The organism is Nocardia sp. NPDC055029 (assembly GCF_053608525.1).
On sequence record NZ_JBSGVQ010000018.1, the window covers coordinates 46465 to 72509 of the forward strand.

Sequence of the window (26045 nt, forward strand, 5' to 3'; positions counted from 1 at the left end):
GCCAGCAACGGCCACCGAACAATTCCGGCGAATATTTCCGGCACCTTCATCGGGTTGGGTCGGCCGAGTTCCGGCGAACTCAGCGCATCGGTGCACGCGGCGACCACGACGGGCCGGAACGCACGAGTGCGCGGCTCCGCGCGATAGCGGAAATCTGCCGGTAAAACTGGGGTGGAAGGTGTTGATTCTGTCGGTAAGGCACGACGATCCCCTGAAGACTTGCTGACGATGTGCGGTGTCGACCGCACCGTGATCGTGTCGGCCCGACCGGGTCTTCGCCGTCACGTGAGCAAAATCCTGGCAGCACTGAGGATTTCGAGCAACCGATTCCGCGAAATTCGATGCGACAATTCCCGAGAGAGAAAACCGGTCGGTCTCGGGTGTCCGGCAATTCCCTGGCCACCACGCTGCCGCGGCCGCGTGGTGGCGTCAAGGACGGTTGGCGAACCGGAGGTTGTTCAGCCCACCGGCGCCGGTTCGCCCGGCATGCCCTCCAGGGTGAGTCCGCCCTCGATGGTGTTGGGGACGCGGCGCCGGTTGGGTGAGCCCAGTGCGGTGGTGAGGTCACCGCCGTCGTGTTCGGCCAGTAGTTCGCCGCTGTCCCACACGAGCAGCGTCGCGCTGACGGTGTTCTCGGCGGTCGAATGCGCGAGGTCGTAGTGGGCGCAGCCGGGGACGTGCCCGTAGGTGATCCACAGGTCGTAGCCGGTCATGAACAGGTCGAGATCGAATTGCACACTCAGGCCGAGCAATTCGCTGCGGCCGTTGTCGTCGACACCGGCGAACGCCTCGTCCAGCGCGAGCAGGCGCGGGGCCTGCGGGTCGGCGGAGTCGAGCATCACGTGCGCCGCGGCGAACAGCGGCAGGTGCAGCGAGACCGACTGCTCGCCACCGGAGAGCGCGCTGTGCCGGGCCACGGTCAGCTTGTCCTCGCTACCGTCGCCGTTGATGAGAGTGAACGAGAACACCCGCCACGTGCGGTAATCGAGGGTGGCGGCGAGGATCTCGGGATAGGACCGCTCCGGGTGGGCGGTGCGGGCCGCGCGGATCTCACTGGCGAAATGGGCACGGACGGAACCCAGATCCTCCGGGCTCAGCGCCGCGGTGTCGCGGTCGAGCAGCTTGCACATGGCGCGGGCGGCCTCGGACAGGCCGTCGGCCAGCACCCAGTGCACCCCGATGGTGTTGCCCGAGGACATCCGTCGCTGCTTCATCTCCGCGCCCATGCGGGAGATGAGTTCGCGTGCGTCGCTGGTGCGTTCGTGGATCTGCTGGGCAAGGCCGGTCAGCAGCGCGTCCTCGAGGATGCGGCGCTCGGCGTCGGTGAGCAGCAGTTCCTGGTCGCGGCGGGCGGCGTCGATGCGGGCGGCGAAATCGGCGAGCGCGGCCTGACCGTTCTCGTCGTGCACGGCCACCACGGTGAGCCCGTCGGCGGCGTCCCAGTGCAGCCGGTAGTCGCGGCCCGAGGCGGTGAGCGCGGCGTCGAACTCCTGCAGCGCGCTGGTGACCGCCGAGCGGGTGGACTTGCGCCCGGCCTCGGTGGCGCGCACCTGGGCGGTGGCGGTGTCGAGATCGGCGAACAGGGCGCCTACCTCGTCGGGCAGTACCACGGGATCGGTCTCGGGGCCTGCGGCGACGATCCGGTACTGCAACTGTTCCTGGGTCGACCAGGCGGCCTCGGTGCTCGGCCAGCGGTGCTCGACGGACGCGCCGAGCAGGCTGAGCAGGTCGGGCCGGGCATAGGGCGCCAGCGAGCGCACCTCGGCGAGTACCTCGGTGAGGGCGGTGGCGAGGGCTTCGTTGGCGGTGCGATAGGCGGCCTCGGCATCGCCGACGGCTTCGATCGCGGCATTGGCGGCCTTGCGGGCGGCCCGCTGCTCGGCCTTGGCGGCCTCGATCGCGGCGCGCGCGGCGTCGAGTTCGCGATCGATATCGGCGGCGCTCGCACCCAGTGCCTCGCGCAGGGTCTCGAGCTTGCGTTGCTGCTCGGTGTATCCGAGGCGGGCTGCCTCGGCCTCCTCGGCGAAGGCCTCGGCCAGCGCCCGCGCCTCGTCGTGGCGGTCGGCGCCCTCGCGTTCGCGTTCGCGCTCCCGCTCGTGCTCGGCCCGCAGGCGCAGCAGCCCGGTTCCGGTGTTCTCGAAGTGCCGGATCGCGGCGGCCAGCGCGTCGAGTTCGCGCGCCTCGGTCGGGGTGCGGTGCGCCTGGGCGGTGGCGCGCAGCTTCTTGTCCATCGCGGTGGCCTCGCCGACCGCTTGGTCGAGCTCACGTTCGGCCTGGGTGACGGCCTCGGATCTCGACCGCATGAGACCGGCGGTCTCGGCGACGGCGCGGAGGGCCGAGGTGATCGCGGAGGGGCGGGGGAGGGCTTTGGTCGCCGCACTGATGGCCGCCAATTCGGCGGTGGCCGTGGCCTCCTCGGCCTTTGCCGCGTCTGCCTCAGCCGTGGCTTCGTCGATCGCCGCGTCGAGCTCGGCTTGGCGCAATTCACGGCGGCGGGCGCGTGCGGTCGCACCGAGGAATTCGGCCTCGGGCTTCGTGTGGCGGCCCACGTGCAGGCCGTGGCGGTAGGCACCTGCGGTACCGATGACGACGGGGGCCTCGTTGTCCGATGCCGATGCGTCGTCGAGCGCAATCGAGGCGAGGACGTCGGCGACGGTCGCGGTCGGGATCGACAGGTCGTCGGAATTCTCCTCGACGACAAGGACTTCGGCGAGGGTGCGGCCGGTGGGACGGTCCTCGGTGGCAAGCGGGAGGAGGTAGCGAACGCCCTCGACATCCGGTGGGAGGTCGGGGCCGCAGATCCAGGCGTCGAGGAGGCCTGCGGCTTGCAAGGCGGCCTCGATGCCCGCGGCTTCGGCGGGAGTTACAGTGTCCGCGAAGCGAACCAGCAGCCACAGGGGCGCGCCGGGCAGACCGTCGTGTTCGCCGGAGTCGGTGGGGTGCGGGGGTGGTGCGTCGTCGCGTTCAGCGGCCACGCGCTTGCGTTCGGCGCGAAGGCTTTCCCGGCGCGCGATGGCAGCGGCTGCCCTGGACTTGGCGTCCTGACGGCGGGTGCGGATCTGTTCCTGCAGGGGCTCGCAATGCTCGGCCAGCACCTCGTGCGCGGACGGCGCGTCCTCGGCGCCCGCCGCGGCAACGGCCGATTCCAAGGCGGCGAACAGCCCGGGGCGATTCGGATCGGCGACGAGCGGTGCGAAGACCGCCGAGTTCGTCTGCCACCAGGTGCGCAGGGCGGCAGCGGATTCGGTTCGAGCCAGGGCGACGGCGGCTTCTGCATGGGCCACCTCGGCGGCCGCGGCGTCGCGCAACTCGACCGCACGTTCGGCGAGGCGCTGGGCGCGGGTGCGGTCGGCGGCCAGGGATTCCCAGCGGCTCAACGCTTTTCGCACCGCGCGGACATCGGCATCGCGTTCCTCCGCGTGCCCGCGCACGGCGGCGGTGATCTGGTCGCCGCGGCCGTCGGCGCTCGGCGCCACCCACTCGATGCCGGCTTCCTCGGCGGCGGCGCGCAAGGCGTCCTCGCCCCGGACCAGTGCGGCGGCGGCGGTGCGCACCGCTTCGGCGGCCCGCTCGGCCTCTTCGGCGCGGCGCTGCAGGGTCTGGCCCGCCTCGGCGGCCTTGTCGCGGTGCACGGCCGCGGAGGTCTCGAGCCTGCGGACCGCGTCGGCGAGGTCGTCGAGTTGCTGTTTGCCCTCGTAGGCGCTGGAACGCTGCAGGTTCTCGCGGTCGGCGATGGCCTGCTCGTAGGCGCGGTCGGCCTCCTCGGCCCTGGTCTCGGCTTCGGTGCGGTCGGCCTCGCGACGGGTGCGCAGGGCGGTGGCCGCGAACAGGGCGGTCGAGGCGTTGGTCACCGCGTCGAGCCGGGTGCGGACCTGGTCGACATCGGTCTTCGCCTGTACCGCAAGGTATTTCCGGTACACGTCGACGAAACGGCGGGTCGCGGTGTCGGCCTGGACGAGCCCGTCGAGGGTGCGCCCGACCTCCTCCATATCGCTGAACGAGCGGGCCGCGTCCAGGATCAGCTGCTCGTCGAGCGGCCGCAGGCCGTCGGTCAGCGCCTGGGAGAGGCCCCGTGGGTCCAGGTTCTTGGCCAGCTGCGGCCGACGCAGGGTGAGGATCAGGTTGATCAGCTGGTCGTAGCGCTGCACACCGAGCCCGAACATGCGCGCGTCGATGGCGGCGCGGTACTCCACCGGCCGGTCGACGATGGCGTCGCTGCCGATCTGCTCGGCGAGCTGCTTGCGGGTCAGCGGGCGGTCGTCGGGACCGATGAGGGAGAAGTCCACGCCCGCGCGGCCGTCGGCGACGAAGTACCAGCGGGTCACCTTGTCCGAAGACCGGGTCGCGCGCATGCCGATCCCGACGGTGACGACTTCCGGATCGTCCCAGCTGCCGCGCGCGAACTCCATCCACACATACGAGTAGGCCGATTCCTGCTTGCGGTAGAGCAGGTTCGACTTCATGGTGCGTTCTTCACCGGCAAACGGATTGAGCCTGCGCGGCTCGATCCGCCCGTCGAGGACGAACGGGAACAGCACTTCCAGGGCCTTGGTCTTGCCGGATCCGTTGGGGCCGCGCAGCACCAGGCGGCCGTCGGCGAAACAGAACTCCTGGTCGCGGTAGTCCCACAGGTTGACGATGCCCGCGCGGGTCGGGACGAAACGCACTCCGCCGTGAATGAGCGACATCTCCTCAGTTCCCTCCCGTTCCGGTACTGCTGCCGTCGGTGCCGGCGGCGGTGACGAACAATTCCTCGGCTTGCCGGACCCGCACGGTGACCACCGCGCCGCGGTATCTGGCCAGCGCGGGCAGCACGAGCAGCCCGCCCTCGACCGGCCGGATCAGCCGCAATCTGGTGAGCAGGGCGATCACCTCGGTGGTGAGCCCGCCGACGTCGGCCTGCCATTGCGCGGCGAAGGTCGCGCCGTAGCGGTCGGTGAGCGCGGTGACGGTGCCGCGCACCCAGGTGTCCTCGAGGAACGGGTAGGTGACCGGCCCGGTGTCACCGAGGTCTTCGGCGCGGGAATCCGCTGCGGTGTCGAGGGTTTCGGCATCCTCGGCGAGCGGGGCGAACACGCCTGCCTCGGGGATGGCCGCGTCGAGCAGGTCGAGCAGTGCGTCCTCGTCGGCGGCAGCGGGGCGGTGTGGCACCGGATTGTCGATGTCGAGGACCACGTCGGCGATCTCGCCGATGAGCAGCAGCGCCACCTGCGCGAGGGTGCCGGTGCCGGGGAAGCGGGTGTCGGACAACCTGCCCGAGGTGTCGATGAGCGCGACCCCTTCGGCGCGGCGCTCGGCGCGCAGACCCGTGCAGTACTCGACCTCACCCACCAGGCGGTCCTGGCCGAGCAGGGCACGGTCGGCGGGCGGGAGGTCCGCCAGGTACACGACCGGCCGCTCCACCAGGGCGCGGCGTACCCGGCGGGCCTGCTCGGCGGGCGCCTGCTCGGTGTCGTCGGCGAGCAGACCGCGCACGCTGTGCAGGTGCTGCAGCGCGCGCGGCGGCCGGAACAGCGCGAAGACCACCGGCCGGTCGATGTCGTAGAGCGCCTCGCCCGCCTCGGGATCGCTGGCCCAGCCGCCCGCGTCCCCGTCGGCCAGTGTCAGCGCGCCCCGGGTACCCAGCCAGCCGACCGCGTCGACGAAGGCGTCCCGGTCGGCGGCGCGGTCGGTGGACAACTCGAGGCCATCGATCCGGCTCGCGTAGTCGGCCACGTGCTCGGCCAATTCGGACAGGGTGATCTGGTCGCCCGCCCGGCCGAGCGCGGCCAGTGCCAGGGCGAGGTAGGCGTAGCGACGGCGATCGAAGACGCGATCGTTGACGCTGCGCGCGGGCACGGTGTCGTCGAGCCGGTCGTGCACGGGGTAGAGCCGGGCCGTGGTCTCGGTGACTTCCAGGCGGTAGCCGAACAGTTCGGCGAGGTCCTCGCGCAGCTCGGTGGCCCAGCGCCGGATCAACGGCAGCGCGATCCGGTCGGGATAGACCCGGGTGACCAGGTGGTTGGCGAGCATCACCCGGGCGGCGCGCTGGTAGCTGTCCAGGGCGAGGGCGTCGATGCGGCGTTGCTGTCTCATCGTGGCGTCCCCCGTCGCGTCGTCGCGGTGACCTCGAGGCGGCGATTGTTCAGATGCAGCAGGCCCGCCGCGGTGCGGATGATCGTCGACCCGTCACAGGGGCGGACCGTCAGCGTGACGCCGTTGTCGGAACCCGTTGTGCCGTCGACCTTCCCGCTGACCGGCACCCACGCCGTCGATGCCGCGTCGAGCAGTCGCAGCAGGACCTCGGTCTCGCGCTGGTCGAGCACCCGCTCGTGCACGGCGCCGGTGGCCAGCGATGCCGCGGCCGCCGCGCGCTCGCGCTGCGCGGCCAGCTGGGCCTCGCGCAGTCTGCGGATGCCCGCGTCGTTGCGCGCGATCCGGGCCGGCGCGCCCGCGGTCGGTGCGCGGCCCGTCTCGGCGAGAGTCCGCGAGATTTCCAACGGTGGTGCTTCCCACCAGGATCGGCCCGCGGGAATCACCTCCGCATCGGGATGCTCCAGCGCCAGGTGGCGCGGTCTGCCCAGGCCGAACACCGCGTCGTAGAGCGCGTGCGCACTGCCCGCTGTCGGGGTGTCGACGAACCAGGCGGCCAGATGCCGCAGCGCCGATTCCCGGCTGACCCCGCCGCGGCGGGTCTCGGTGACCCGGCGCAACAGCGACAGCACCGCGGCGATCGCACTCATCGTCGCCTCCCGCAGCCGGTCGGCCTCGCACGACTCGTTCGCCTCGCCGCTGCCCGCGCTGACGAACCAGGTGCGCAGGCCGTCCCAGCGCGACCGCCAGTCCGCTTCCCGCTCGGCCGGGCTCAGCAACACCCGCTCGTCGCAGCTCGCCGCGCGCCCGATGAGCTGCTCGACCCCGGTGTCCTCGACCTCACCGATCGCGGCCGCCAGCCGGGGCGCGAAACGCGCCAGGTCCATGCTGAACTCGCGCATGTGCGCCAGCAGCGCATCCTTGTGCGCGAGAAAGGATTCCGGGGTGATCTCGGTGGTGCGCACCAGATCGCCCAGCGACAGGTAGAAATGCGCGGCCCGCGCCGCCATGTCGGTCAGGGTCGCGTCGAGCCTGCGCAGCGTCGTGTAGACGCGCTCGGCGTCGCCGTCGCGGTTGGCGGTGGCCAGGGTGCGCAGATCGGTGAGCAGCTCGGGCAGCACCAGGCGCGACAGCGACGCGTCGTCCATCCTCGCCGTCAGCACCCCTGCCACCGCCCGGTACGCCTGGAAACCGGCCTGGGCGAACTGGTAGACGTAGTGCCGGTTGCGGTACTCGGCGAGGGTGGCCGCCCTGGTGCCGTCGTAGCTGCGCTCCAGCACGCCCCAGCGATGCAGCTGCTCGAGCAGCGGGCCGATCTCGACGGCGGGCAACGGCACGCCCGCGGGCCCCGCGTGCACGCCCGTCTCGGCCCTGGCGATCCACTCCGCGACGTCGTCGGCGTGCAACAACACCACGTACGCGGCGCGGGCGCTGTCGAAAGCGCGCAGCACCCGCAGGTAATCGGCGCGCTTCTCGGCGGTCGCGAACGAGAACAACCGCAGACGCTCGTCCCACAGGGCGGGTACGGCGCTGGGCAGGCCGTCGGCGAGGTCGGTCACCGGAGACAGGTTAGTGGTGGCCGCCGGGAGGTCATGGGGACCCGTCCCGGATCGGCGCGCCTCCCGCGTCTGGTATTCACGGTTCACCCGACGTTGAGCGAGCGCAGCTGCCCGAGGAACGACCGCGTGCGCGGATCTCCTGGGTAGCGTTCGATGATCTCCCTGGCCGCCTCGCCCGCGATCCACGCCAGCGACGGCAACGAGCGCCGGCCCGCGGTGAAGGCCGACATGCCCTCCTCGATCGCGCGTTCGAGATCGCGGTCGCGCACGGCGACAACGGCCAGCGTCAGCCGCGCCTCCGACACCCGCATCGGATTGCGGATCGACCCGTCGGGCCGGGTCGAATCGCTGATCACCTGGTGGGCGTAGCGTTCGGCCAGCCGGTCCTGACCGGCGACGCGGCAGCAGTCCATGGCGTAGAAGTCGAACTTCGTCGCGTCGATGACGAAGTGGTTGTCCAGACCGGCCGGATGACCCATCCGCGACAGGATGGCCCTGCCCTCGTCGAGCGCGGTCTGCACGGCGCGGCGGTCGCCGAGCCGGGCCCAGCCCTTGGCGCGCTGAGCGGCCAGCTGCACCCCGACACTCATCGACGTGGTGCCCGGCATCGCCTTCTCCGAGACGTCGATCGCGCCCCGGAAGTTGCCCTCGGTCAGCGCGAACCAGGCCGACATCTCGGCGGCCCACGCGGAGATCTCGACATTGCCCGCCTCCCGCCCGAGCGAATCCGCTGCCCGGCGGGTCGCCTCGGCGCCCGCCCGCTGCCCGAGGTCGTAGTCGACGCAACCGACCAGCAACGCCACCCAGCCTGCCAGCACGAGGATTTCCCGATGCTGGTTCAGGGTGAGCCTGCCGTCGAGCAGCGAGGTGATCCGGCGCAGCCACGCGGTGCCCTCGGCGTGCAGCTCGTGCGGGTCGGCGTAGGCGTACTCGCAGCACAGCCGTTCGGCGGTGATCCGCACCGCGTCCAGGGTCGCGCTGTTGACGTCGGACATCCGGAGCCTGCCGATGAACTCCAAGGTGTCCATGCCTGTCGCCGATAACAGCTCGTCATCGCGGTTGGGCCGGGACTTGGGGAAGAACGCGGCGGTGACGGTGTCGAACGCGGCCGCGATGATCGGCGCGTAGAACTCGTCGGGTCGCGATTCCCCGGATTCCCAGCGCCGCCAGTTGCGCAGCAGAGTACTGTCCGTCGGCAGGTTGTGGGAGGACTTGGCACGCATCGCGCGGACGGCATCGGCTTGCGACCACCCCCTCGCGTCACGTTCCGAGCGCATCCGGACAGCCCAGACGGGTCGATCATCAGTTGCGGTCACGGCGGTAGTATCCCACCAGTTAACGTTCGGCGTCCCGAATAGGGCATGTAGATGTCATCGGCTTGACATCTGCTGCGGCGGGCCGCGAATACGCATGCTGTAAGCAGGTGCTCGGCCCGCAGAGACCGGACACCCGCTGTGCAGGAGAGCTTGCAGGGCAACGCAGTACCCCCGCGCGACGTACGGCGTGGCGCGGGGGGATCCGACAACAGAACAGCGATCCCTATCCAACGGAGGTTCGGGTGGAAGCGTTGATCTATGGATACTTGCGGGACGACCTGGCCGACGGCCAGAGCGACCAATTGGAGGACGCGCTACGCAGCCTGGCGCGCACTGCGGGGATGTGTTTCGCCGCGACATTCCATGAATCGACCGCGGGTGACGGTGCGGCGTTCGCCGAGCTCACCCAGGAATTGAAGCGGGCCGACGCCCACCATGTGGTGGTGCCGTCACTCGATCACCTTGCCGGCCAGACGATCCCGCGCGACATGCTGATCGCGAAGCTGGCGCACGAAGCGGCCGCCCAGGTTCTGACCCTGGAGCGCTAGCCGTGGCCACATCCGCCGACTCCGAACCACCATCCCGGTAGCGACGGCTCCGGCCGCGAGACAGGCGAACAGTGCGAGCAGTCGCTGGTCGCCGAACATCGGGTACACCTGCCAGTGCAGCAGGTACGCGAACAAGGAGCTGTCGGCCACTGTCACCGCCACCACGGCGAAGACGGCGGGCACGCGCAGCGCGGGCAACCAGACGAGCACGAGAATGCCCGCCATGACAAGGCGTTCCCGATCGGTGACGCCGAAATACCCGGGCACACTTGCCAGCAGCACGGCGCTGACGATCAGCCGCTGCCAGACTGCCGTCGCCTTCGCTCCGGCCCAGCCGAGAACGAAGTACCAACAGGCCAGCGGTGACAACGGGATTTCCCGCTCGGGGTAGAGCCCGAACGATTGCCAGCGCAGCACCAGGGCGAGACCGAGCAGCGCGAGGGCGAACCAGAACGGCGCGCGCCGCTCCCACCGGTCGATCCGGGGGATCCGCAGCAGCAGCGCCGCGGCCACCGTGCAGTAGACCAGCACCTCCAGGAACCACAGATGTCCCGCCGTGTCGTTACGCGGGCCGAGGACCTTGTTGAGCAGCAACACATTCTGCCAGCTGTAATAGCCGGGCTGGACGATCATGGTGAGCAGCACCCACAGTGCCGTCGGCACCGCGATCATCGCCACCGCCCGCCCGGTGTGGCGCAGCCGCTGTGCGGCAGGCGCCGAACTCACCGCGAAGCGGGCGAAGTTGTAGCCGGCCACCGCGAGCAGCACGTGCGCCGCGCCCCACACTTCGAACAGCTGGATATGCGAGCCGAGGACGAGGACCATGCCGATCGCGCGCAAGGCCGTTGACGTGTCCAGAGCCCGGCCGAAGCCGGTGCGCGAGCGCGGTGTCCGCTCGAGTCGATCGATCGGCTGCTGCGGCCAGTCGGCGGGCAACCGGCCGATCACCCGTTCGAGCCGGGCGGCCGTGGTGACGTAGCTGAGCGAATTGCCGCCCAGCTCCACGAAACTCTGCTGCGGCGAGATCCGCTCGGCGGGGATCGCCAGCGCGTCGGCGTAGATCGACCGGACATCCTCGCCCGTCGCGGTCGGTTCCGGGGCCGTCGCCCGCACAGCCGGGTAGTCGATCTTGCCGTTGGCCAGGCGCGGCAGCTCGCCGACGGGCACCACCGCGATCGCCGCGGCGGGCAGCCCGGACACCCGGGCGATGAGCGCGGCGGGATCACCACGGCCGGTGCCGCTCACCGCCACGATCAACCGCGCGCCGTCCTCGGCGCAGGCCGCGCCGAAACCGGCTGCGGCGAGCTCGGATTCGATCCGGCCGAGGTCGATGCGCAGGCCGAACAGCTTCGCGAAGCGGCTGCGCCTGCCGACGACCTGGAACAGGCCGTCGGCCGTGCGTCGCGCCAGGTCGCCGGTGCGCAGGGCGTCCACGGTGCGCCCCAGCGCCAGGTCGGCGGGGCGGCGCGCGTAGCCGAGCATGACGTTGGGGCCGTGGTAGACGAGTTCGTCGGCGAAGCCGTCGTCGACGGGCTCGAGCGTGAAATGCCCATTGGGCACCGGAATTCCGATGCAGTCGGGATGATCCACCGCCAGTTCCGGTGGCAGATAGGCCATCCGGGCCGTGGCCTCGGTCTGCCCGTACATCACGAAGAACCGCCAGCCCGCCGCCGCGCCGAGCCGCGCGTAGGCGCGCACCCTGTCCGGTTCGAGCCTGCCGCCCGCCTGGGTGGCATACCGGAGATCGGGCAGGGACATGTCCGCGAAACCGATCCGGTCCAGCAGCTCCACCGTGTACGGGACCGCGGCGAACGAGGTCGCCCGGTGCGCGCGGAACTCGTCCCAGAACTCGGGGTCGCTCACCGACCGGTCGGTGAGCAGCAGGCTCGCGCCGCGCAGCAGATGACTGTGCACCACCGAGAGCCCGTAGCAGTAGAACAGCGGCAGCGTGGTCGCCGCGCGATCACGCTGCCCGATCTCGAGGTAGCGGGCGATGGCCTCGGCATTGGCGAGCAGGTTGCGGGCCGAGAGCCGCACCAGCTTCGGCGACCCGGTCGACCCGGACGTGCTCAGCAACAGTGCCAGCTCCGGATGCAGCCGGTGCGCCGAGCTCGCGCGCTCGGTGACGATCCGGCCGTGGTCGACGACGACGTCCGGATCGTAGGTCGCGGCGAGTTCACCGGAGAACTCGCCGGTCAGCAGCACCACGCACCCCGCGTCGAGCGCGCCGAGGTAGGCGACGAGCGAGTCGATGTCGTTGCCCGCGGCCAGCGCGACCAGCCGCCGCGCAGGGCCGAGCCGCGCCGCGAACGCCGCGACACGGTCGGCCAGCTGGGCATAGGTCACCCGGTGCAGGGTTTCGGCGGGCGCAGCCGGGAGCCGGTGCAGCACCGCGATCCGGTCGTCGAATCCCCGGAGGTGAGCGACGATCGGATGGTTCGGCACCCGAAGAAGTCTAGGCGGCCTGCCGCAGGCAGCCGGGAGGTTCCGGCGTGGCGAACCCCTGGTGAATGAAGGTCAGAGGCCGAAACTGCCCGGGCCGCGCCGGCGCAGGTACTTCTCGAACTCCGCCGCGATGGCGTCACCGTCGATCTTCGACATGGTCTCGTTGAGGTCGAGCGCCGCGTCGCCGCGCTCCTCGAGCGAGCGCACGTACTCGTTGATCTCCTCGTCGCCGACGGTCATCTCGTTGACCGCCGCCTCCCACTCCTCGGCCTGTGTCGGCAGCTCACCGAGCGGAACCTCGATGTCGAGGACGTCCTCGACCCGGTGCAGCAGCGCGATCGTGGCCTTCGGGTTCGGCGGCTGCGAGACATAATGCGGCACCGCCGCCCAGAACGACACCGCGGGCACCCCGGCCTTGACGCACTGGTCCTGCAGCACCCCGGTGATCCCGGTCGGGCCCTCGTACCGGGTCTGTTCCAGGCTGAACCGCTCGGCCGCCTCCGGGCTGTACGCCGAACCGGTCACCGGAACGGGCCGCGTGTGCGGCGTGTCGGCCAGCAACGCGCCGAGGATGACGACGGTCTCCACGCCCAGTTGCTCGATGAACTCGAGCAGATCGTTGCAGAAGCTGCGCCACCGCATATTGGGTTCGATCCCGCGCAGCAGCACGACGTCGCGGTCGCTACCGGGGGGCGAGCACACCGACAACATGGTCGACGGCCATTGGATCTCCCTGGTCACCCCGTCCACCTGACGCACCGTCGGGCGGTTCACCTGGTAGTCGTAGTAGTCCTCGGAATCGAGTTCGGCGAGCGGCTCCGCGTCCCAGATCAACTCCAGATGTTCGACCGCGCCACTGGCGGCGTCACCGGCGTCGTTCCAGCCCTCGAAGGCCGCGACCAGCACGGGATTGCGCAACGTCGGCAGTTCCGTCTCGGGGGTTTCACTGGCATCCACCCGGTCAGCCTAGTGTCTTCGGCGAATTGTTTTGCGGTGACCGGCGCTGTTGCGTGTTTCCCGTTCGAGCTGTGTCCGGCGCCACTCGATTCACCCGCAGTGGTCTTGTGCGTCGGAGCCGCCCATTAGTCTTGACTCATGTCTGCGTCCTTGCCCACCGGGTTCGATACCACGCTCCTCGACACGCTGCGACGGCGTGTCGTCATCGGCGACGGTGCGATGGGCACGATGTTGCAGGCCGCGGATCTCACGCTCGACGATTTTCGCGGCCTCGAAGGATGCAACGAGATCCTCAACGACACCCGCCCGGATGTCCTCGCCGACATCCACCGCGCCTACTTCGCGGCGGGCGCGGATGCGGTGGAGACCAACACCTTCGGCTGCAACCTGCCCAACCTGGCCGATTACGACATCCAGGACCGAATCCGCGACCTGTCCGAGCGCGGCACCCGGATCGCGCGTGAGGTCGCCGACGAGATGGGGCCGTCCGCCGACGGCACCCCGCGCTACGTCCTCGGCTCGATGGGCCCCGGCACCAAGCTGCCGACGCTGGGGCACGCGCCGTTCGTCTCGCTGCGTGACGCCTACACCGAGGCCGCCCTCGGCATGCTCGACGGCGGCGCCGACGCCATCCTGATCGAGACCTGCCAGGACCTGCTGCAGGTCAAGGCCGCCATCACCGGCAGCAGGCGGGCCATGATCGCCGCGGGCCGCCGGATCCCGATCATCACCCACGTCACCGTGGAGACCACCGGCACCATGCTGGTCGGCAGCGAGATCGGCGCGGCGCTGACCGCGCTGGAACCGCTCGGCATCGACATGATCGGCCTGAACTGCGCGACCGGTCCCGACGAGATGAGCGAGCACCTGCGGCACCTGTCGCGGCACGCGCAGATCCCGGTGTCGGTGATGCCGAACGCGGGCCTGCCGGTGCTCGGCGCGAACGGCGCGGAGTACCCGCTGACCCCGGAGGAGCTCGCGGTCGCGATGAGCGGCTTCGTCTCCGAGTTCGGCCTCGCGATGGTCGGCGGCTGCTGTGGCACCACCCCGGAGCACATCCGTCAGGTCGCCGAGGCGGTGCGCGCGGTCGAGACCACGCTGCCCCCGATCGAGGCGCGGCGCACGCCCGAGCACGAGCCGTCCGTGTCGAGCATGTACACCGCGGTCCCGTTCGAGCAGGACGCCTCGATCCTGATGATCGGTGAGCGCACGAATGCCAACGGCTCCAAGGCATTCCGTGACGCCATGCTGGCCGAGGACTGGCAGCGCTGCCTCGAGATCGCCAAGGACCAGACCCGCGACGGCGCGCACATGCTCGACCTGTGTGTCGACTACGTCGGCCGCGACGGCGCCAAGGACATGAACGAGCTGGCCTCGCGCCTGGCGACGTCCTCGACCCTGCCGATCATGCTCGACTCCACCGAACCGCCGGTGCTGCAGGCCGGTCTGCAGCACCTGGGCGGCCGCTGCGCGGTGAACTCGGTGAACTACGAGGACGGCGCGGGCCCGGATTCGCGGTTCCAGCAGATCATGCGGCTGGTGTCCGAGCACGGTGCCGCCGTGGTCGCGCTGACCATCGACGAGGAGGGCCAGGCGCGCACCGCCGAGGCCAAGGTCGCGATCGCCGAGCGCCTGATCGAAGACATCACGACCAACTGGGGTCTGCTGGAGTCCGACATCATCGTCGACACGCTGACCTTCACCCTCGGCACCGGCCAGGAGGAGTCGCGCAAAGACGGCGAGGAGACCATCAAGGCCATCCGTGAGCTCAAGCGCAAGCACCCGGATGTGCAGACCACCCTCGGTCTGTCCAACATCTCCTTCGGCCTCAACCCCGCAGCCCGGCAGGTGCTGAACTCGGTGTTCATGCACGAATGTGTCGAAGCCGGACTGGATTCGGCGATCGTGCACGCGTCGAAGATCCTGCCGATGAGCCGGATTCCCGACGAGCAGCGCCAGGTCGCGCTGGATCTGATCTACGACCGCCGCACCGAGGACTACGACCCGCTGCAGAAGCTGATGGCGCTGTTCGAGGGTGTCTCGACCGCGTCGTCGAAGGCCTCGCGCGCCGAGGAACTGGCCGCGCTGCCGCTGTTCGAGCGGCTCGAGCGGCGCATCGTCGACGGTGAGCGCAACGGCCTCGACGTCGACCTGGACGAGGCGATGCAGACGGTGCCGCCGCTGCAGATCATCAACGAGACGCTGCTGTCGGGTATGAAGACCGTCGGTGAGCTGTTCGGCTCGGGCCAGATGCAGCTGCCGTTCGTGCTGCAGTCGGCCGAGGTGATGAAAACCGCTGTGGCGCACCTGGAACCGCACATGGAGGCCACCGACGACTCCGGCAAGGGCCGGATCGTGCTCGCCACCGTGAAGGGCGACGTGCACGACATCGGCAAGAACCTGGTCGACATCATCCTGTCCAACAACGGCTACGAGGTGGTCAACCTCGGCATCAAGCAGCCGATCGCCACCATCCTCGACGCCGCCCAGGACAAGAAGGCCGACGTGATCGGCATGTCCGGGCTGCTGGTGAAGTCGACCGTGGTGATGAAGGAGAACCTCGAGGAACTCAACGCCAAGGGTGTCGCCGAACAGTTCCCGGTGCTGCTCGGTGGCGCCGCGCTGACCCGCGCCTACGTGGAGAACGACCTCACCGCCGTCTACGAGGGCGACGTGCATTACGCCCGCGACGCGTTCGAGGGCCTGCGGCTGATGGACGAGATCATGACCGTCAAGCGCGGCGGCGGTCTCGATCCCGACAGCCCGGAGGCGCTCGCCGCCAAGGAGAAGGCCGCCGAGCGCAAGGCCCGCCACGAGCGGTCCAAGCGGATCGCCGCCGAGCGCAAGGCCGCCGAGGTGCCGATCGAGGTGCCCGAACGGTCCGACGTCGCCGCCGATCTGCCGGTGCCGACCCCGCCGTTCTGGGGCACCCGTGTGGTGAAAGGCCTGCCGCTGCAGGAGTATTCGGGTCTGCTCGACGAGCGGGCGCTGTTCCTGGGGCAGTGGGGTTTGCGTGGTCAGCGCAGCGGCGACGGGCCCTCCTACGAGGAACTGGTGGAGACCGAGGGCCGTCCGCGGCTGCGGGCCTGGCTCGATCGGCTCGCCACCGAGGGCGTGCTGCAGCACGCCGCCGTGGTGTACGGGTACTTCCCCGCGGTGTCGGAGGGCGACGACGTCATCGTGCTCACCGAGCCGGACGCCGATGCGCCGGAACGGTACCGGTTCACCTTCCCGCGTCAGCAGCGCGACCGGTTCCTGTGCATCGCCGACTTCATCCGCTCGCGTGAGCAGGCCCGCGAGACCGGCCAGGTCGACGTGCTGCCGTTCCAGCTGGTGACGATGGGTCAGCCGATCGCCGACTTCGCCAACGCGCTGTTCGCGGCCGACAACTACCGCGACTACCTCGAGGTGCACGGTATCGGCGTGCAGCTCACCGAGGCGCTGGCCGAGTACTGGCACCGCCGGGTGCGCGAGGAACTGACCCTGGACGGCCAGTCGGTCGCCGACGACGATCCGGCCGATATCCAGGATTACTTCAAGCTCGGCTACCGCGGCGCGCGGTACTCCTTCGGCTACGGCGCCTGCCCTGAGCTCGAAGACCGGGCCAAGCTGGTCGACCTGCTCGAGGCGGGCCGGGTCGGGGTGACGCTGTCGGAAGAGTTGCAGCTGCACCCGGAACAGTCGACCGACGCGTTCGTACTGCTGCATCCGGAGGCGAAATACTTCAACGCCTGAGACACTGGCAGGCGACGGTTGATCGGACCGGTCCCCGCGGGGCCGGTCCGAAGTCGTTGTGCCGGTTGTGAGTCTGGTCACGAAGCGGCCGGGAGTCCATGGACCGGGGCAACCGGAGACCAGAGCAAAGCATTTCAGCACGTAGGATTTTCGAAAGTTTCATCCCGCTGTGGCGCGGAGGGCTGGACGACTCGGCGGTATTGCAGGAGGGGCACACGTTATGACATCGGATCGGTTGATCGCGGGACGCTATCGACTCACCGACCCGATCGGCACCGGGGCGATGGGGGTCGTGTGGCGCGCCACCGACGTCCGGCTGCGCCGCACCGTCGCGGTGAAGCAGCTGCTGCTCGCGCCGGGGCTCACCGGATCGCAAGCGCTGGAAGCGAAGCTGCGCGCCATGCGCGAAGGCCGCATCGCCGCGCGGCTGCACCACCCCAACGCCATCACCGTCTTCGACGTCGCCGAGGAAGACGGCCAGCCGTGGCTGGTCATGGAATACATGAACGCGCCGAGCCTGGCCGTGAAGCTGGCCGGTGGCGCGACGCTGCCGCCGATCGAGGTAGCCGGAATCGGCGCCCAAGCCGCCGCGGCGCTGTCGGCGGCGCACGACGCCGGGATCATGCACCGGGACGTGAAGCCGGCCAATCTGCTCGTCGGTGACGACGGCACCGTGAAACTCACCGACTTCGGCATCTCGCACGCCACCGGAGACGTCACGGTGACCGCCACCGGATTCCTGGCGGGCACACCCGCCTATCTGGCGCCCGAGATCGCCCGTGGTGACGATCCGAAGCCCGCCGCCGACATCTTCGCGCTCGGCTCGACGCTGTACGCCGCCGTCGAGGGGGCGCCGCCGTTCGGTGAGGGCGACAATCCCCTCGCGGTCCTGCACGCCGTCGCCAGGGGAGTGGTTCCGGAACCGAAGCACGCGGGTCCGCTTGGTTCGGTGCTGATGTGGCTGCTGACCGCGTCGGCCGAGGACCGCCCGACCATGGCGCAGGCCAGGAAGGCGCTGGAAGATGTTGCGGCGGGGCGCGTTCCCGCGCTGCCCGCCACCGCGACCAAGGTGCTGCCGATGACCGAGGCGGCCACGACGCTGCTGCCACGGCCCGCAACGCCCGCGGACGGGGCCGCTGCGAAGTCTGGTGCGGCCGCCCTGCTCGGCAGCGGGCTGGCGCTGGCCAAGGCGGCCAGGTCGGCGATCACGGGCGGGTCAGCTGCCGCGGGAACCGGTGGGGCCGCCGGTGTTTCCGGGTCGGCGGGTCGGCCGTCCGCGCCGGGCTCGGACAGCGCGCCGTCGGCGGCGGGCGCGAACGCGGACCGGGCAGGTGCCGAACAGCGCGGGGCGCAGGCCGACGCGCGGGGAACCGGCGCCCGCGACCACGAGCGTGCCGGGTCACCGTCCGGCCCACCGCCGCTCGGCCCGAATCCGCCGGCGCGCACCGATTCGCCGAACAACAGCCGGGCCATCCTGCTGCTCGCCGCCGCCGTCGCCGCGTTCACGGTGATGCTCGTCGTCCTGGTCGTCACCCGTGACCGGGGCGCCGATCCCGGCAGGCAGGCGCAGAACCCGGTCACCGTGACCACGGTGGTCGACGGCAAGGTGAGCACGGTCGTGATCGTGCCCGAGCAGGAGACGGTCACCGTGTCCGCGCCCGCGACCGCGTCGCCGAACGGGTCGACGAGCACCGGCCCCACCTCGAACGCCCCGGCGACGAGCACCTCCGGCAAACCCACCTCCACGCCGTCGCCGACCAGCACGACGATCACCACCACGCCGTTCGGCCCGCCGACCCCGGACCGGGTGGCCCAGTTCATCGCCGGGTACTACGGCATGCTGCCCGGCAATATCGGTGGGGCCTGGGCCCAGCTCGCCCCCGGCTATCAGGCGCAGACCGGTGGCTTCGGGCAGTACTCCTCGTTCTGGTCGACGGTGCGGTCGGTGACTGTCGGCTCGATCACGCCCAACGGGGAGAACCGGGCGGTCGTCTCGCTCACCTACCACCTCACCAATGGCACCGTGAGCTCGGAGAATCGCTGGATTCAGGTCAGCGGCACCGGCAACGCGCTGCAGATCGCCGGCTCGGGAGTCTGAGGGGCACCCGCTACCCTGAACGCGGCCCGGTGACCGCCGGTCCGACCCCGACGAGAACGAGGCGAGAAACAGGTGAGCGCGCGACCGGCCGCGGTGCTGTGGGACATGGACGGCACGCTGCTCGATTCGGAGAAGCTGTGGGACATCGCGGTCCGCGAACTGGCCCGTGCGCACGGCAGTGAGCTGACCGACGAGATCCGGCACGCGCTGATCGGCGCCTCCGGCCCGAACGCGCTGCGCATGCTCTTCGCCGGTATCGGGGTCGAAGCGACGCCGCAGGTGATCGCCGAGGCGGGCGACTTCCTCGAGCGCCGCGTCACCGAGCTGATGCTCGGCCCGATCCCGTGGCGCCCCGGCGCCAAGGACGCGCTCGCCATGGTGCGCGCCGAGGGCCTGCGCTGCGCGCTGGTCACCAACACCAAACGCTCGCTCACCGAATACGGGCTCGACACCCTCGGCCGCGACTTCTTCGACACCTCGGTCTGCGGTGACGAAGTGCCGCACGGCAAACCCGATCCCGCCATCTACCGTAAGGCCGCCGACCTGCTCGGACTCGACCCGATCTACTGCGTGGCCATCGAGGATTCGCCCACCGGCGCACTCGCGGCACAGGGCGCGGGTTGCGGACTGATCGTGATTCCCTGCGAAATCGCGGTTCCCGAGGCGCCGGGGCGGGTATTCCGGGAGTCGCTGGTCGGATTGTCGGTGGCCGATCTGCGTGCCGCGCTGGCGGCGCGGGACGAACATTTCGGCAGCGCAGCCAGATAGGGCGAAAGAGCCTACCGTGATTATTCCGCGATCGACTGTGAATGTGTGAAAACGATTGCCGCACAGTTGATTTCATGACGCTGTGATCTGCCCGGGATAGTCCGGATTTGCCGAAACACTGGGCGTGTCGGCGAAAGTTCCCGCAAACTGAACCCATGACAGGGACGCGGGGGCTTGACGAAATCGTCGACATCGCACGGTATCCGCTCACCGATCTCGGTGGTCCGGGCCGGCGCGCCGCGGTGGCGGCCGCGCGTGCGGAACTGGCCGTGGACGGCTGCACGGTCCTGCGGGAATTCATCCGCCCGGAGCTGTGGGACACGCTGCGGGTCGAGGGGGAGCGGATCGCCCCGCACGCCCACTACAAGGTGGAGCGGGTCAACGCCTACAACATCCCGCTCGACGCCGACCTGCCCGCCGACCATCCGGCCCGGATCGTGCTCGATCGCGGCAACGCCTTCGTCGCCCGCGACCGTATCCCCGCCGACGCGCTGATCCAGCGGCTCTACACCGATCCGGTCTTCCAGCGGTTCGTCGCCGATTGTTTCGAACTCGACGAACTGCACGAATTCGCCGACCCGCTGGCCGGTCTGTGCCTGAACGTGGTCGAGCCGGGCATGTCGCACCCGTGGCATTTCGACACCAACGAGTTCACCGTCAGCATGCTGACCCGCCGTCCCGAAGCGGGCGGTGTCTTCGAATACTGCCCCAACATCCGCGACCCGCACGCCGAGCATCTCGACGACGTGCGTGCCGTACTCACCGGTGAGGGTGAGCGGTTCGTCCGCGCGCTGGAACTGCGCCCCGGCGATCTGCAGCTGTTCAAAGGCCGCTTCTCGCTGCATCGGGTCACCGAGGTGGCCGGTGCGGGACAACGACATTCGGCGATCTTCGCCTACACGGACCGGCCAGGGGTGATCGGCACTGTCGAACGCACCAGGCAGCTGTTCGGCCGTGTCCTGCCCGACCATGTGGCCGCCGCGGCCGACGCCGTCCGAGGTGACCGACTGCTCGACTGAGAGGAACCGCCCATGTCCGTTCCGTTGCACACCACAGGCAAAGCATCCTTCGACGACATCTACGAAAGCCCCGACCCGCGTGCCTACTTCGCGCGGATGAACGAGCTGGACTACCGGATCCCGGAACTGGCCAAGCCGCACTTCCAGGAGCAGTTGCGGCAGCTGCGGGCGGCGCGGCCGGACCGGATCCCGACGGTGCTCGACCTCGGCTGCTCCTACGGGGTGAACGCGGCGCTGCTGCGGACCGACACGACGGTCGACGAGCTGGCCGGGCACTATCGCGACCACGCCGAGACCGACAAGGTCGGGCTGATCGCGGCGGACCGGGAGCGGTTACGCGCCGACCTGATGCCCGACGTACGCTTCGTCGGGATGGACGCCGCACGCCCGGCGCTGACCTACGCCCACGCCGCCGGATTCCTGCACGACTACGTGCACGCCGACCTCGAGGCCACCGAGCCGACCGAGGCACAGCGCCGTGTGCTCGCCTCCGCCGATCTGGTGATCTCCACCGGATGCGTCGGCTACATCACCGAGAAAACCCTGTCCAGGGTCGCCCAAGCGGATCCGCACCGGCGACCGTGGATGGCGCATTTCGTGTTGCGGATGTTCGATTTCGGTCCCATCGCCGAAGAACTCGCCGCGCTCGGCTATCGCAGCGAGCAGCGTCCCGGTATGTTCCAGCAGCGTCGCTTCGCCTCGGCCCAGGAACGTGCACAGGTGCTGGAAGCGCTGGCGGCCAAGGGAATCGACACCACCGACCACGAAGCCGAAGGCTGGCTCTACGCCAACCTGTTCGTGTCACGCCCGCATCCCACCGAGACCTGAGGATCTGGATTGAACCAACCGACGTTCGCCGCCGAAGACAGCCTGCCCCGGGTACCGCTGCCGACACTGGACGACAGTTGCGCGCGGTTCCTGCAGTGGTGTCAGCCGCTGCTCGGCGCCGAAGAACTCGCCACCACCGAGGCCGCAGTCGCCGAACTGCTGCGGCCCGGTGGGGCGGGCCGGACCCTGCACGCCGCACTCGCCGAGTACGACGCCACGCCGGGGGTCGGCAGCTACCTCGACGAATTCTGGCCCTCGCGGTACCTGGGCCGCCGCGACCGGATCGCGTTGAACGCCAACTTCGTGTTCCTGTTCCGCGACGACACGCCGCTGGCCGCCTCGACCGTGGCGGGCCAGGCCGAGCGGGCCGCCGCGATCATCGGCGCCGCCGTGGACTACAAGCTGGCCCTGGATCAGGAGCAGATCCCGCCGGTCACCCAGCGCGGGCAGCAGCTGTCGATGTGGCAGAACGAGTACCTGTTCTCCGAGACCCGCATCCCGGGCGAGGTGCAGGACACCGTCCGCAAGCCCTACAGCCCGGAATGGCCGGGTCCCTCGGACGCCCGTCACATCGCGGTCTTCTACCGCGGCAACATCTTCCGGATGGACGTGATCGGACCCGACGGCGCGCCGTACGCGTTCGAGGACGTGGCCGACGGGCTGCGCGCGGTCATCAAGGGTGGTACCAGGCCCGCGTCGACGGACACCTCCGTCGGCCACCTGACCACCAAGGCCAGAGCGGAATGGGCGGCCAGCCGGGCCGCGCTGCGCACCGAGGCGGCCAATGTCGCGGCGTTCGACGCGATCGAGACCGCGCTGTTCGCGGTGTGCCTCGAGGATTTCGCGCCGCGCGACGAACTGCACGCCTGCGATCAGCTGCTGCACGGTGACAGCGCCAACCGGTACTTCGACAAGTCGGTGTCGTTCATCGTCTTCGCCGACGGCCAGGCAGGCATCAACATCGAGCACTGCGGTCTCGACGGCACCACCGTGCTGTCGTTCGTGGACGCGCTGCTCGAGCGGACCGCGCAGGATCACGCCGCCACCAGCGGCGCCCGCGCCCAGGGACTGCCGCCGGTGGAGCCGGTCGAGTTCGTCCTCGACTCGGCCGCGCGCGCCGACATCGCCGCGGCGGGCGCCGACTTCGCCCGCTTCGCCGCCGACACCGCGACCGCGCTGGTCTCGTTCGACGACTTCGGCACCGGCGACGCCAAGAAGCTCGGCGTCTCGCCCGACGCCTTCGCCCAGCTGGCCTACCAGCTCGCGCACCGGCGCAGCAAGGGCCTGACCGGCGCCACCTACGAGTCCATCGCGACCAGGCAGTTCCGCAACGGCCGCACCGAGGCCATGCGCGTGGTGACCCCGGAGATGGTGGCGTTCGTGGACGCGATGGTCGACGACACCGCCGATCGCGAGGCCACGCTGGCCGCGGCCCGCACGGCGGCGACCGCGCACGTCGGCCGGGCCAAGGAATGCCAGGCGGGGCAGGCGCCCGAGCAGCACCTGTGGGAACTGCAGTGGATCCAGCGCCGTCGCGGTGCGGAACTGGGCGTCGCCGACGAGCAGATCGCGCTGTTCGACAGCCCCGGCTGGACGATCATGCGCGACGACTACCTGAGCACCAGCTCGGCCCCGTCGGTGCACATCCGCTACTTCGGTTTCGGCTCGACCAGCCCCACCTGCATCGGCATCGCCTACGTGCTGCTGCCGGACCGCTGGAACATCTACCTGGCCACCCCCAAGTCCGTGGCCGACCAGATGTACGCCTTCGCCGACCACCTGCGCACCGCGGTCGCCGACCTGCGCGACCTGCTGGCAGACCCCTCCTGACCGGCTAGCTGTGCACCCGGCCACGAGCGGGCCGACCTCGAGGAGGCCCCCGTTCGCGGCCGGGTCGCCGGTCAGTGCTCGAAGTGCATGCGCCGCAGGCGCGAGTCTCGAGCGCTGACCGGCGGCCCTTCGGGGCCGCGAACACGCGCGCGCCCGCGCGCCGAGGACACGGTGCGCGGGAAAACCGGTGTACACGGTGTGAAACAATCACTCATCGTGAAGAACTTCGAATCCCTGTTCGCCGAGCTGACCGAGCGTGCCCAGACCCGTCCCGAGGGTTCCGGCACCGTGGCCGCGTTGGACGCCGGCGTCCATTTCCAGGGTAAGAAGGTGCTCGAGGAAGCCGGTGAGATCTGGCTGGCCGCCGAGCACGAGAGCGACGAAGCACTCGCCGAGGAGATCTCCCAGCTGCTGTACTGGGTCCAGGTGATGATGGTGGGTCGCGGGCTGAAGCTCGAGGACGTGTACCGACATCTGTGACGGCTGATCCGTCCGGTCGACACCTCCTCCCGTCTTCTCCCCGAAAGGACCCCATTCCCATGTTGCGCGTCGCAGTTCCCAACAAGGGTTCGCTGTCGGAATCCGCCGTCTCGATCCTGAGCGAGGCCGGTTACCGCAAACGCACCGACTCCCGTGAGCTGACCGTTCTCGACCCCGTCAACCAGGTCGAGTTCTTCTTCCTGCGGCCCAAGGACATCGCCATCTACGTCGGCTCCGGTGAGCTCGATCTCGGCATCACCGGCCGCGACCTTGCCCTGGACTCCGGTTCGCCGGTCAGCGAGCGTCTGTCGCTCGGCTTCGGCCGCTCCTCCTTCCGCTACGCCGCCCCGGCGGGTGCGGACTGGAAGGTCGAGGATCTGGCGGGCAAGCGCATCGCCACGTCGTACCCGAACCTGGTCCGCGCCGACCTCGCGCGCTTCGGCATCGAGGCCGAGGTGATCCGCCTCGACGGCGCCGTCGAGATCTCGATCCAGCTCGGCGTGGCCGACGCGATCGCCGATGTGGTCGGCTCCGGCCGCACCCTGCGTCAGCACAACCTGGTCGCCTTCGGTGACTCGCTGTGCGATTCCGAGGGTGTGCTGATCGAACGCACCGGTTCCGACCAGAACGACCGGGCGCGCAATCAGCTCATCGCCCGCATCCAGGGTGTCGTGTTCGCTCAGCAGTACCTGATGCTCGACTACGACTGCCCCAAGTCGCTGCTCGACGAGGCCGTCGCCATCACCCCCGGCCTGGAATCACCCACGGTCTCCCCGCTCACCGACCCCGACTGGGTCGCGGTGCGCGCCCTGGTCCCGCGCAAGCAGGGCAACGATCTGATGGACCGCCTCGCCGACCTCGGCGCCAAGGCTATCCTCGCCACCGACATCCGGTCCTGCCGCGCGTTCTGACCCCTGTTCGTCCCGATCGGCCCGGCGAGCGCGATGTGCTCGCCGGGCCGATCGCGTAGGCGGCCGATCGGGGGGCGCCGCGCGAGATCGGTTCAGGGTGAGCGCAATCGGTGTGTGCCGGGGAGCGCGTTGCTACCTTGCGGTTTCTCGATGAGGAACGCAAGGAGTCACCATGTCCGGAACACAGCCCGAGCCGCGGCCGGGTAGCGCCTTCACGTGGAACGAGGACTGGCTGGCCACGGTCGTCGGCCTCGCGCTGATCGGTCTCGTTCTGGTCGGGGCGATCCCCGAGTGGCTGGTGCCGTGATGAGCGAGCCGAAGACCACGACGGAAACCGCTGCGCTGCAAGCGAATCCGCGCCCGACGAGCACCGACATCGTGGCCGGGATCCTGCTCGTGCTCGCGCTCGGCGCGCTGACCCGCTTCTTCGACACCCAGGTGCCGCAATGGGCGGCGGACACGCCGTTCAAGCGGATCGCCAAGTCGGTCGAATACCCCGTGTACGCGATCGCGATCGGCCTGATCGGCAATGTCGTGCTGAGCAAACTCGGCCTGCGGGAACGGCTTTCGGCCGGGTTCCGGACCGAGTTCTTCATCAAGACCGGGGTGGTGCTGCTCGGCGCGTCGATCAATCTGAAGATCCTGGTGACGGCGGCGGGACCGTCGATCGTGCAGGCGCTGGCGCTGATCACCATCGTCTTCGGGTTCACCTGGTGGTTCGGTGGCAAGCTCGGGCTCGACGACAAGCTGCGGGCGCTGCTGTCCTCGGCGGTGTCGATCTGCGGGGTGAGCGCGGCGATCGCGGCGGCGGGGGCGGTGCAGGCACGGCGGGAGCAGATCGCCTACGCGGCGTCGCTGGTGATCATCTTCGCGCTGCCGTCGATCTTCCTGTTGCCGTGGCTCGCCGAGGCATTGGGCCTGTCGGACGCGGTGGCGGGCGCCTGGATCGGCGGCAATATCGACACCACGGCGGCGGTGGCCGCGGCGGGCGCGCTCACCGGTGAGGACGCCCTGAAGATCGCCACGATCGTCAAGACCACCCAGAACGCGCTGATCGGGCTCGTCGCGATCGCGCTGACCGCCTGGTTCGCCTTCCGGGTCGACCGCACCCCGGGCGCGGCAAGGCCGAGCCTGGGCGAATTCTGGTCCAGGTTCCCGAAGTTCGTGCTCGGCTTCATCGCCGCCTCGGTCATCGGCACCCTGTATCTGCAGTCGGTCGACAAGAAGACCGGCGCCGCGCACATCGCGATCATCAACGATCTGCGCACCTGGTTCCTGATCCTGGCCTTCGTCTCCATCGGCCTGGAGTTCTCGCTGCGCGGTCTGCGGGAGGCGGGCTGGCGTCCGATCGCCGTCTTCGGGTCCGCCGCCGTGGTGAATCTGGCCGTCGGCCTCGGTCTTTCGGTGCTGTTGTTCCGCGACTTCACCGTGTGAGCCCGCCGCGCGGCCGTCGGTGATCGGCGGCCGCGCAAGCCGGTC

The 26045-nt window shown here is 69.9% G+C and carries 17 protein-coding genes; 11 read left to right on the forward strand and 6 right to left on the reverse strand.

Features of this window, described 5'->3' with window-relative positions; all coding sequences use genetic code 11:
- Nucleotides 1–458: 458 nt before the first annotated feature.
- The 4 genes from ACWF9G_RS17600 to ACWF9G_RS17615 all read right to left on the reverse strand — a co-directional run bounded on the left by ACWF9G_RS17600 (nucleotide 459) and on the right by ACWF9G_RS17615 (nucleotide 8854).
- Nucleotides 459–4688: a TIGR02680 family protein gene (locus ACWF9G_RS17600; protein WP_452516430.1), complete on the reverse strand. Its 4230-nt coding sequence runs from the start codon at nucleotides 4686–4688 to the stop codon at nucleotides 459–461.
- A gap of 4 nt (nucleotides 4689–4692) precedes the next feature.
- On the reverse strand, nucleotides 4693–6075 hold the full coding sequence (locus ACWF9G_RS17605) for a DUF2398 family protein (RefSeq protein ID WP_452516432.1): 1383 nt from the start codon (nucleotides 6073–6075) through the stop codon (nucleotides 4693–4695).
- Nucleotides 6072–7631: a TIGR02677 family protein gene (locus tag ACWF9G_RS17610; protein WP_452516433.1), complete on the reverse strand. Its 1560-nt coding sequence runs from the start codon at nucleotides 7629–7631 to the stop codon at nucleotides 6072–6074. The genes ACWF9G_RS17605 and ACWF9G_RS17610 overlap by 4 nt, the downstream gene beginning before the upstream one ends.
- Nucleotides 7632–7714: 83 nt before the next feature.
- The gene (locus ACWF9G_RS17615) at nucleotides 7715–8854 is read right to left on the reverse strand and encodes an XRE family transcriptional regulator (protein WP_452516434.1); all 1140 of its coding nucleotides are present in this window, start codon (nucleotides 8852–8854) and stop codon (nucleotides 7715–7717) included.
- A 335-nt stretch (nucleotides 8855–9189) separates the two neighbouring features.
- Between ACWF9G_RS17615 and ACWF9G_RS17620 the strand changes: the two genes are divergently transcribed.
- Complete coding sequence (locus ACWF9G_RS17620; protein WP_189023021.1) at nucleotides 9190–9495, forward strand: hypothetical protein; 306 nt, start codon at nucleotides 9190–9192, stop codon at nucleotides 9493–9495.
- Here ACWF9G_RS17620 and ACWF9G_RS17625 read toward each other — a convergent pair.
- The gene (locus ACWF9G_RS17625) at nucleotides 9397–11940 is read right to left on the reverse strand and encodes an AMP-binding protein (protein ID WP_452516436.1); all 2544 of its coding nucleotides are present in this window, start codon (nucleotides 11938–11940) and stop codon (nucleotides 9397–9399) included. The genes ACWF9G_RS17620 and ACWF9G_RS17625 overlap by 99 nt on opposite strands.
- A gap of 72 nt (nucleotides 11941–12012) precedes the next feature.
- Complete coding sequence (locus ACWF9G_RS17630; protein WP_379307119.1) at nucleotides 12013–12897, reverse strand: PAC2 family protein; 885 nt, start codon at nucleotides 12895–12897, stop codon at nucleotides 12013–12015.
- A gap of 138 nt (nucleotides 12898–13035) precedes the next feature.
- On the opposite strand from ACWF9G_RS17630, the gene metH reads away from it, so the two are divergent.
- From metH to ACWF9G_RS17680, 10 genes are all read left to right on the forward strand, one after another.
- On the forward strand, nucleotides 13036–16632 hold the full coding sequence (gene metH, locus ACWF9G_RS17635) for a methionine synthase (RefSeq protein WP_379307121.1): 3597 nt from the start codon (nucleotides 13036–13038) through the stop codon (nucleotides 16630–16632).
- A 220-nt stretch (nucleotides 16633–16852) separates the two neighbouring features.
- Nucleotides 16853–18730 carry a serine/threonine-protein kinase gene (locus ACWF9G_RS17640; protein WP_452516437.1) on the forward strand — a complete coding sequence of 626 codons (1878 nt, stop codon included), beginning with the start codon at nucleotides 16853–16855 and terminating at the stop codon, nucleotides 18728–18730.
- 72 nt (nucleotides 18731–18802) lie between these two features.
- Entirely contained in the window at nucleotides 18803–19498 is a 696-nt protein-coding gene (locus tag ACWF9G_RS17645) for an HAD family hydrolase (protein WP_452516438.1), read from the forward strand.
- 155 nt (nucleotides 19499–19653) lie between these two features.
- Nucleotides 19654–20517 carry a HalD/BesD family halogenase gene (locus tag ACWF9G_RS17650; RefSeq protein ID WP_452516440.1) on the forward strand — a complete coding sequence of 288 codons (864 nt, stop codon included), beginning with the start codon at nucleotides 19654–19656 and terminating at the stop codon, nucleotides 20515–20517.
- Nucleotides 20518–20529: 12 nt separating this feature from the next.
- A complete protein-coding gene (locus ACWF9G_RS17655) occupies nucleotides 20530–21345 on the forward strand; it encodes a class I SAM-dependent methyltransferase (RefSeq protein WP_379307129.1) in 816 nt (271 codons plus the stop codon).
- A 9-nt stretch (nucleotides 21346–21354) separates the two neighbouring features.
- Nucleotides 21355–23175, forward strand: coding sequence for a choline/carnitine O-acyltransferase (locus ACWF9G_RS17660; RefSeq protein WP_452516442.1), 1821 nt, complete (start codon nucleotides 21355–21357; stop codon nucleotides 23173–23175).
- A 216-nt stretch (nucleotides 23176–23391) separates the two neighbouring features.
- Entirely contained in the window at nucleotides 23392–23655 is a 264-nt protein-coding gene (locus ACWF9G_RS17665) for a phosphoribosyl-ATP diphosphatase (protein ID WP_110041330.1), read from the forward strand.
- Nucleotides 23656–23714: 59 nt separating this feature from the next.
- Nucleotides 23715–24566, forward strand: coding sequence for an ATP phosphoribosyltransferase (gene hisG, locus ACWF9G_RS17670; protein ID WP_189023003.1), 852 nt, complete (start codon nucleotides 23715–23717; stop codon nucleotides 24564–24566).
- Between the two features lie 172 nt (nucleotides 24567–24738).
- Complete coding sequence (locus ACWF9G_RS17675) at nucleotides 24739–24873, forward strand: hypothetical protein (RefSeq protein WP_379311285.1); 135 nt, start codon at nucleotides 24739–24741, stop codon at nucleotides 24871–24873.
- On the forward strand, nucleotides 24873–26000 hold the full coding sequence (locus tag ACWF9G_RS17680) for a YeiH family protein (protein WP_452516444.1): 1128 nt from the start codon (nucleotides 24873–24875) through the stop codon (nucleotides 25998–26000). Before ACWF9G_RS17675 ends, ACWF9G_RS17680 begins: the two co-directional genes overlap by 1 nt.
- The last annotated feature ends 45 nt before the right edge of the window (nucleotides 26001–26045 follow it).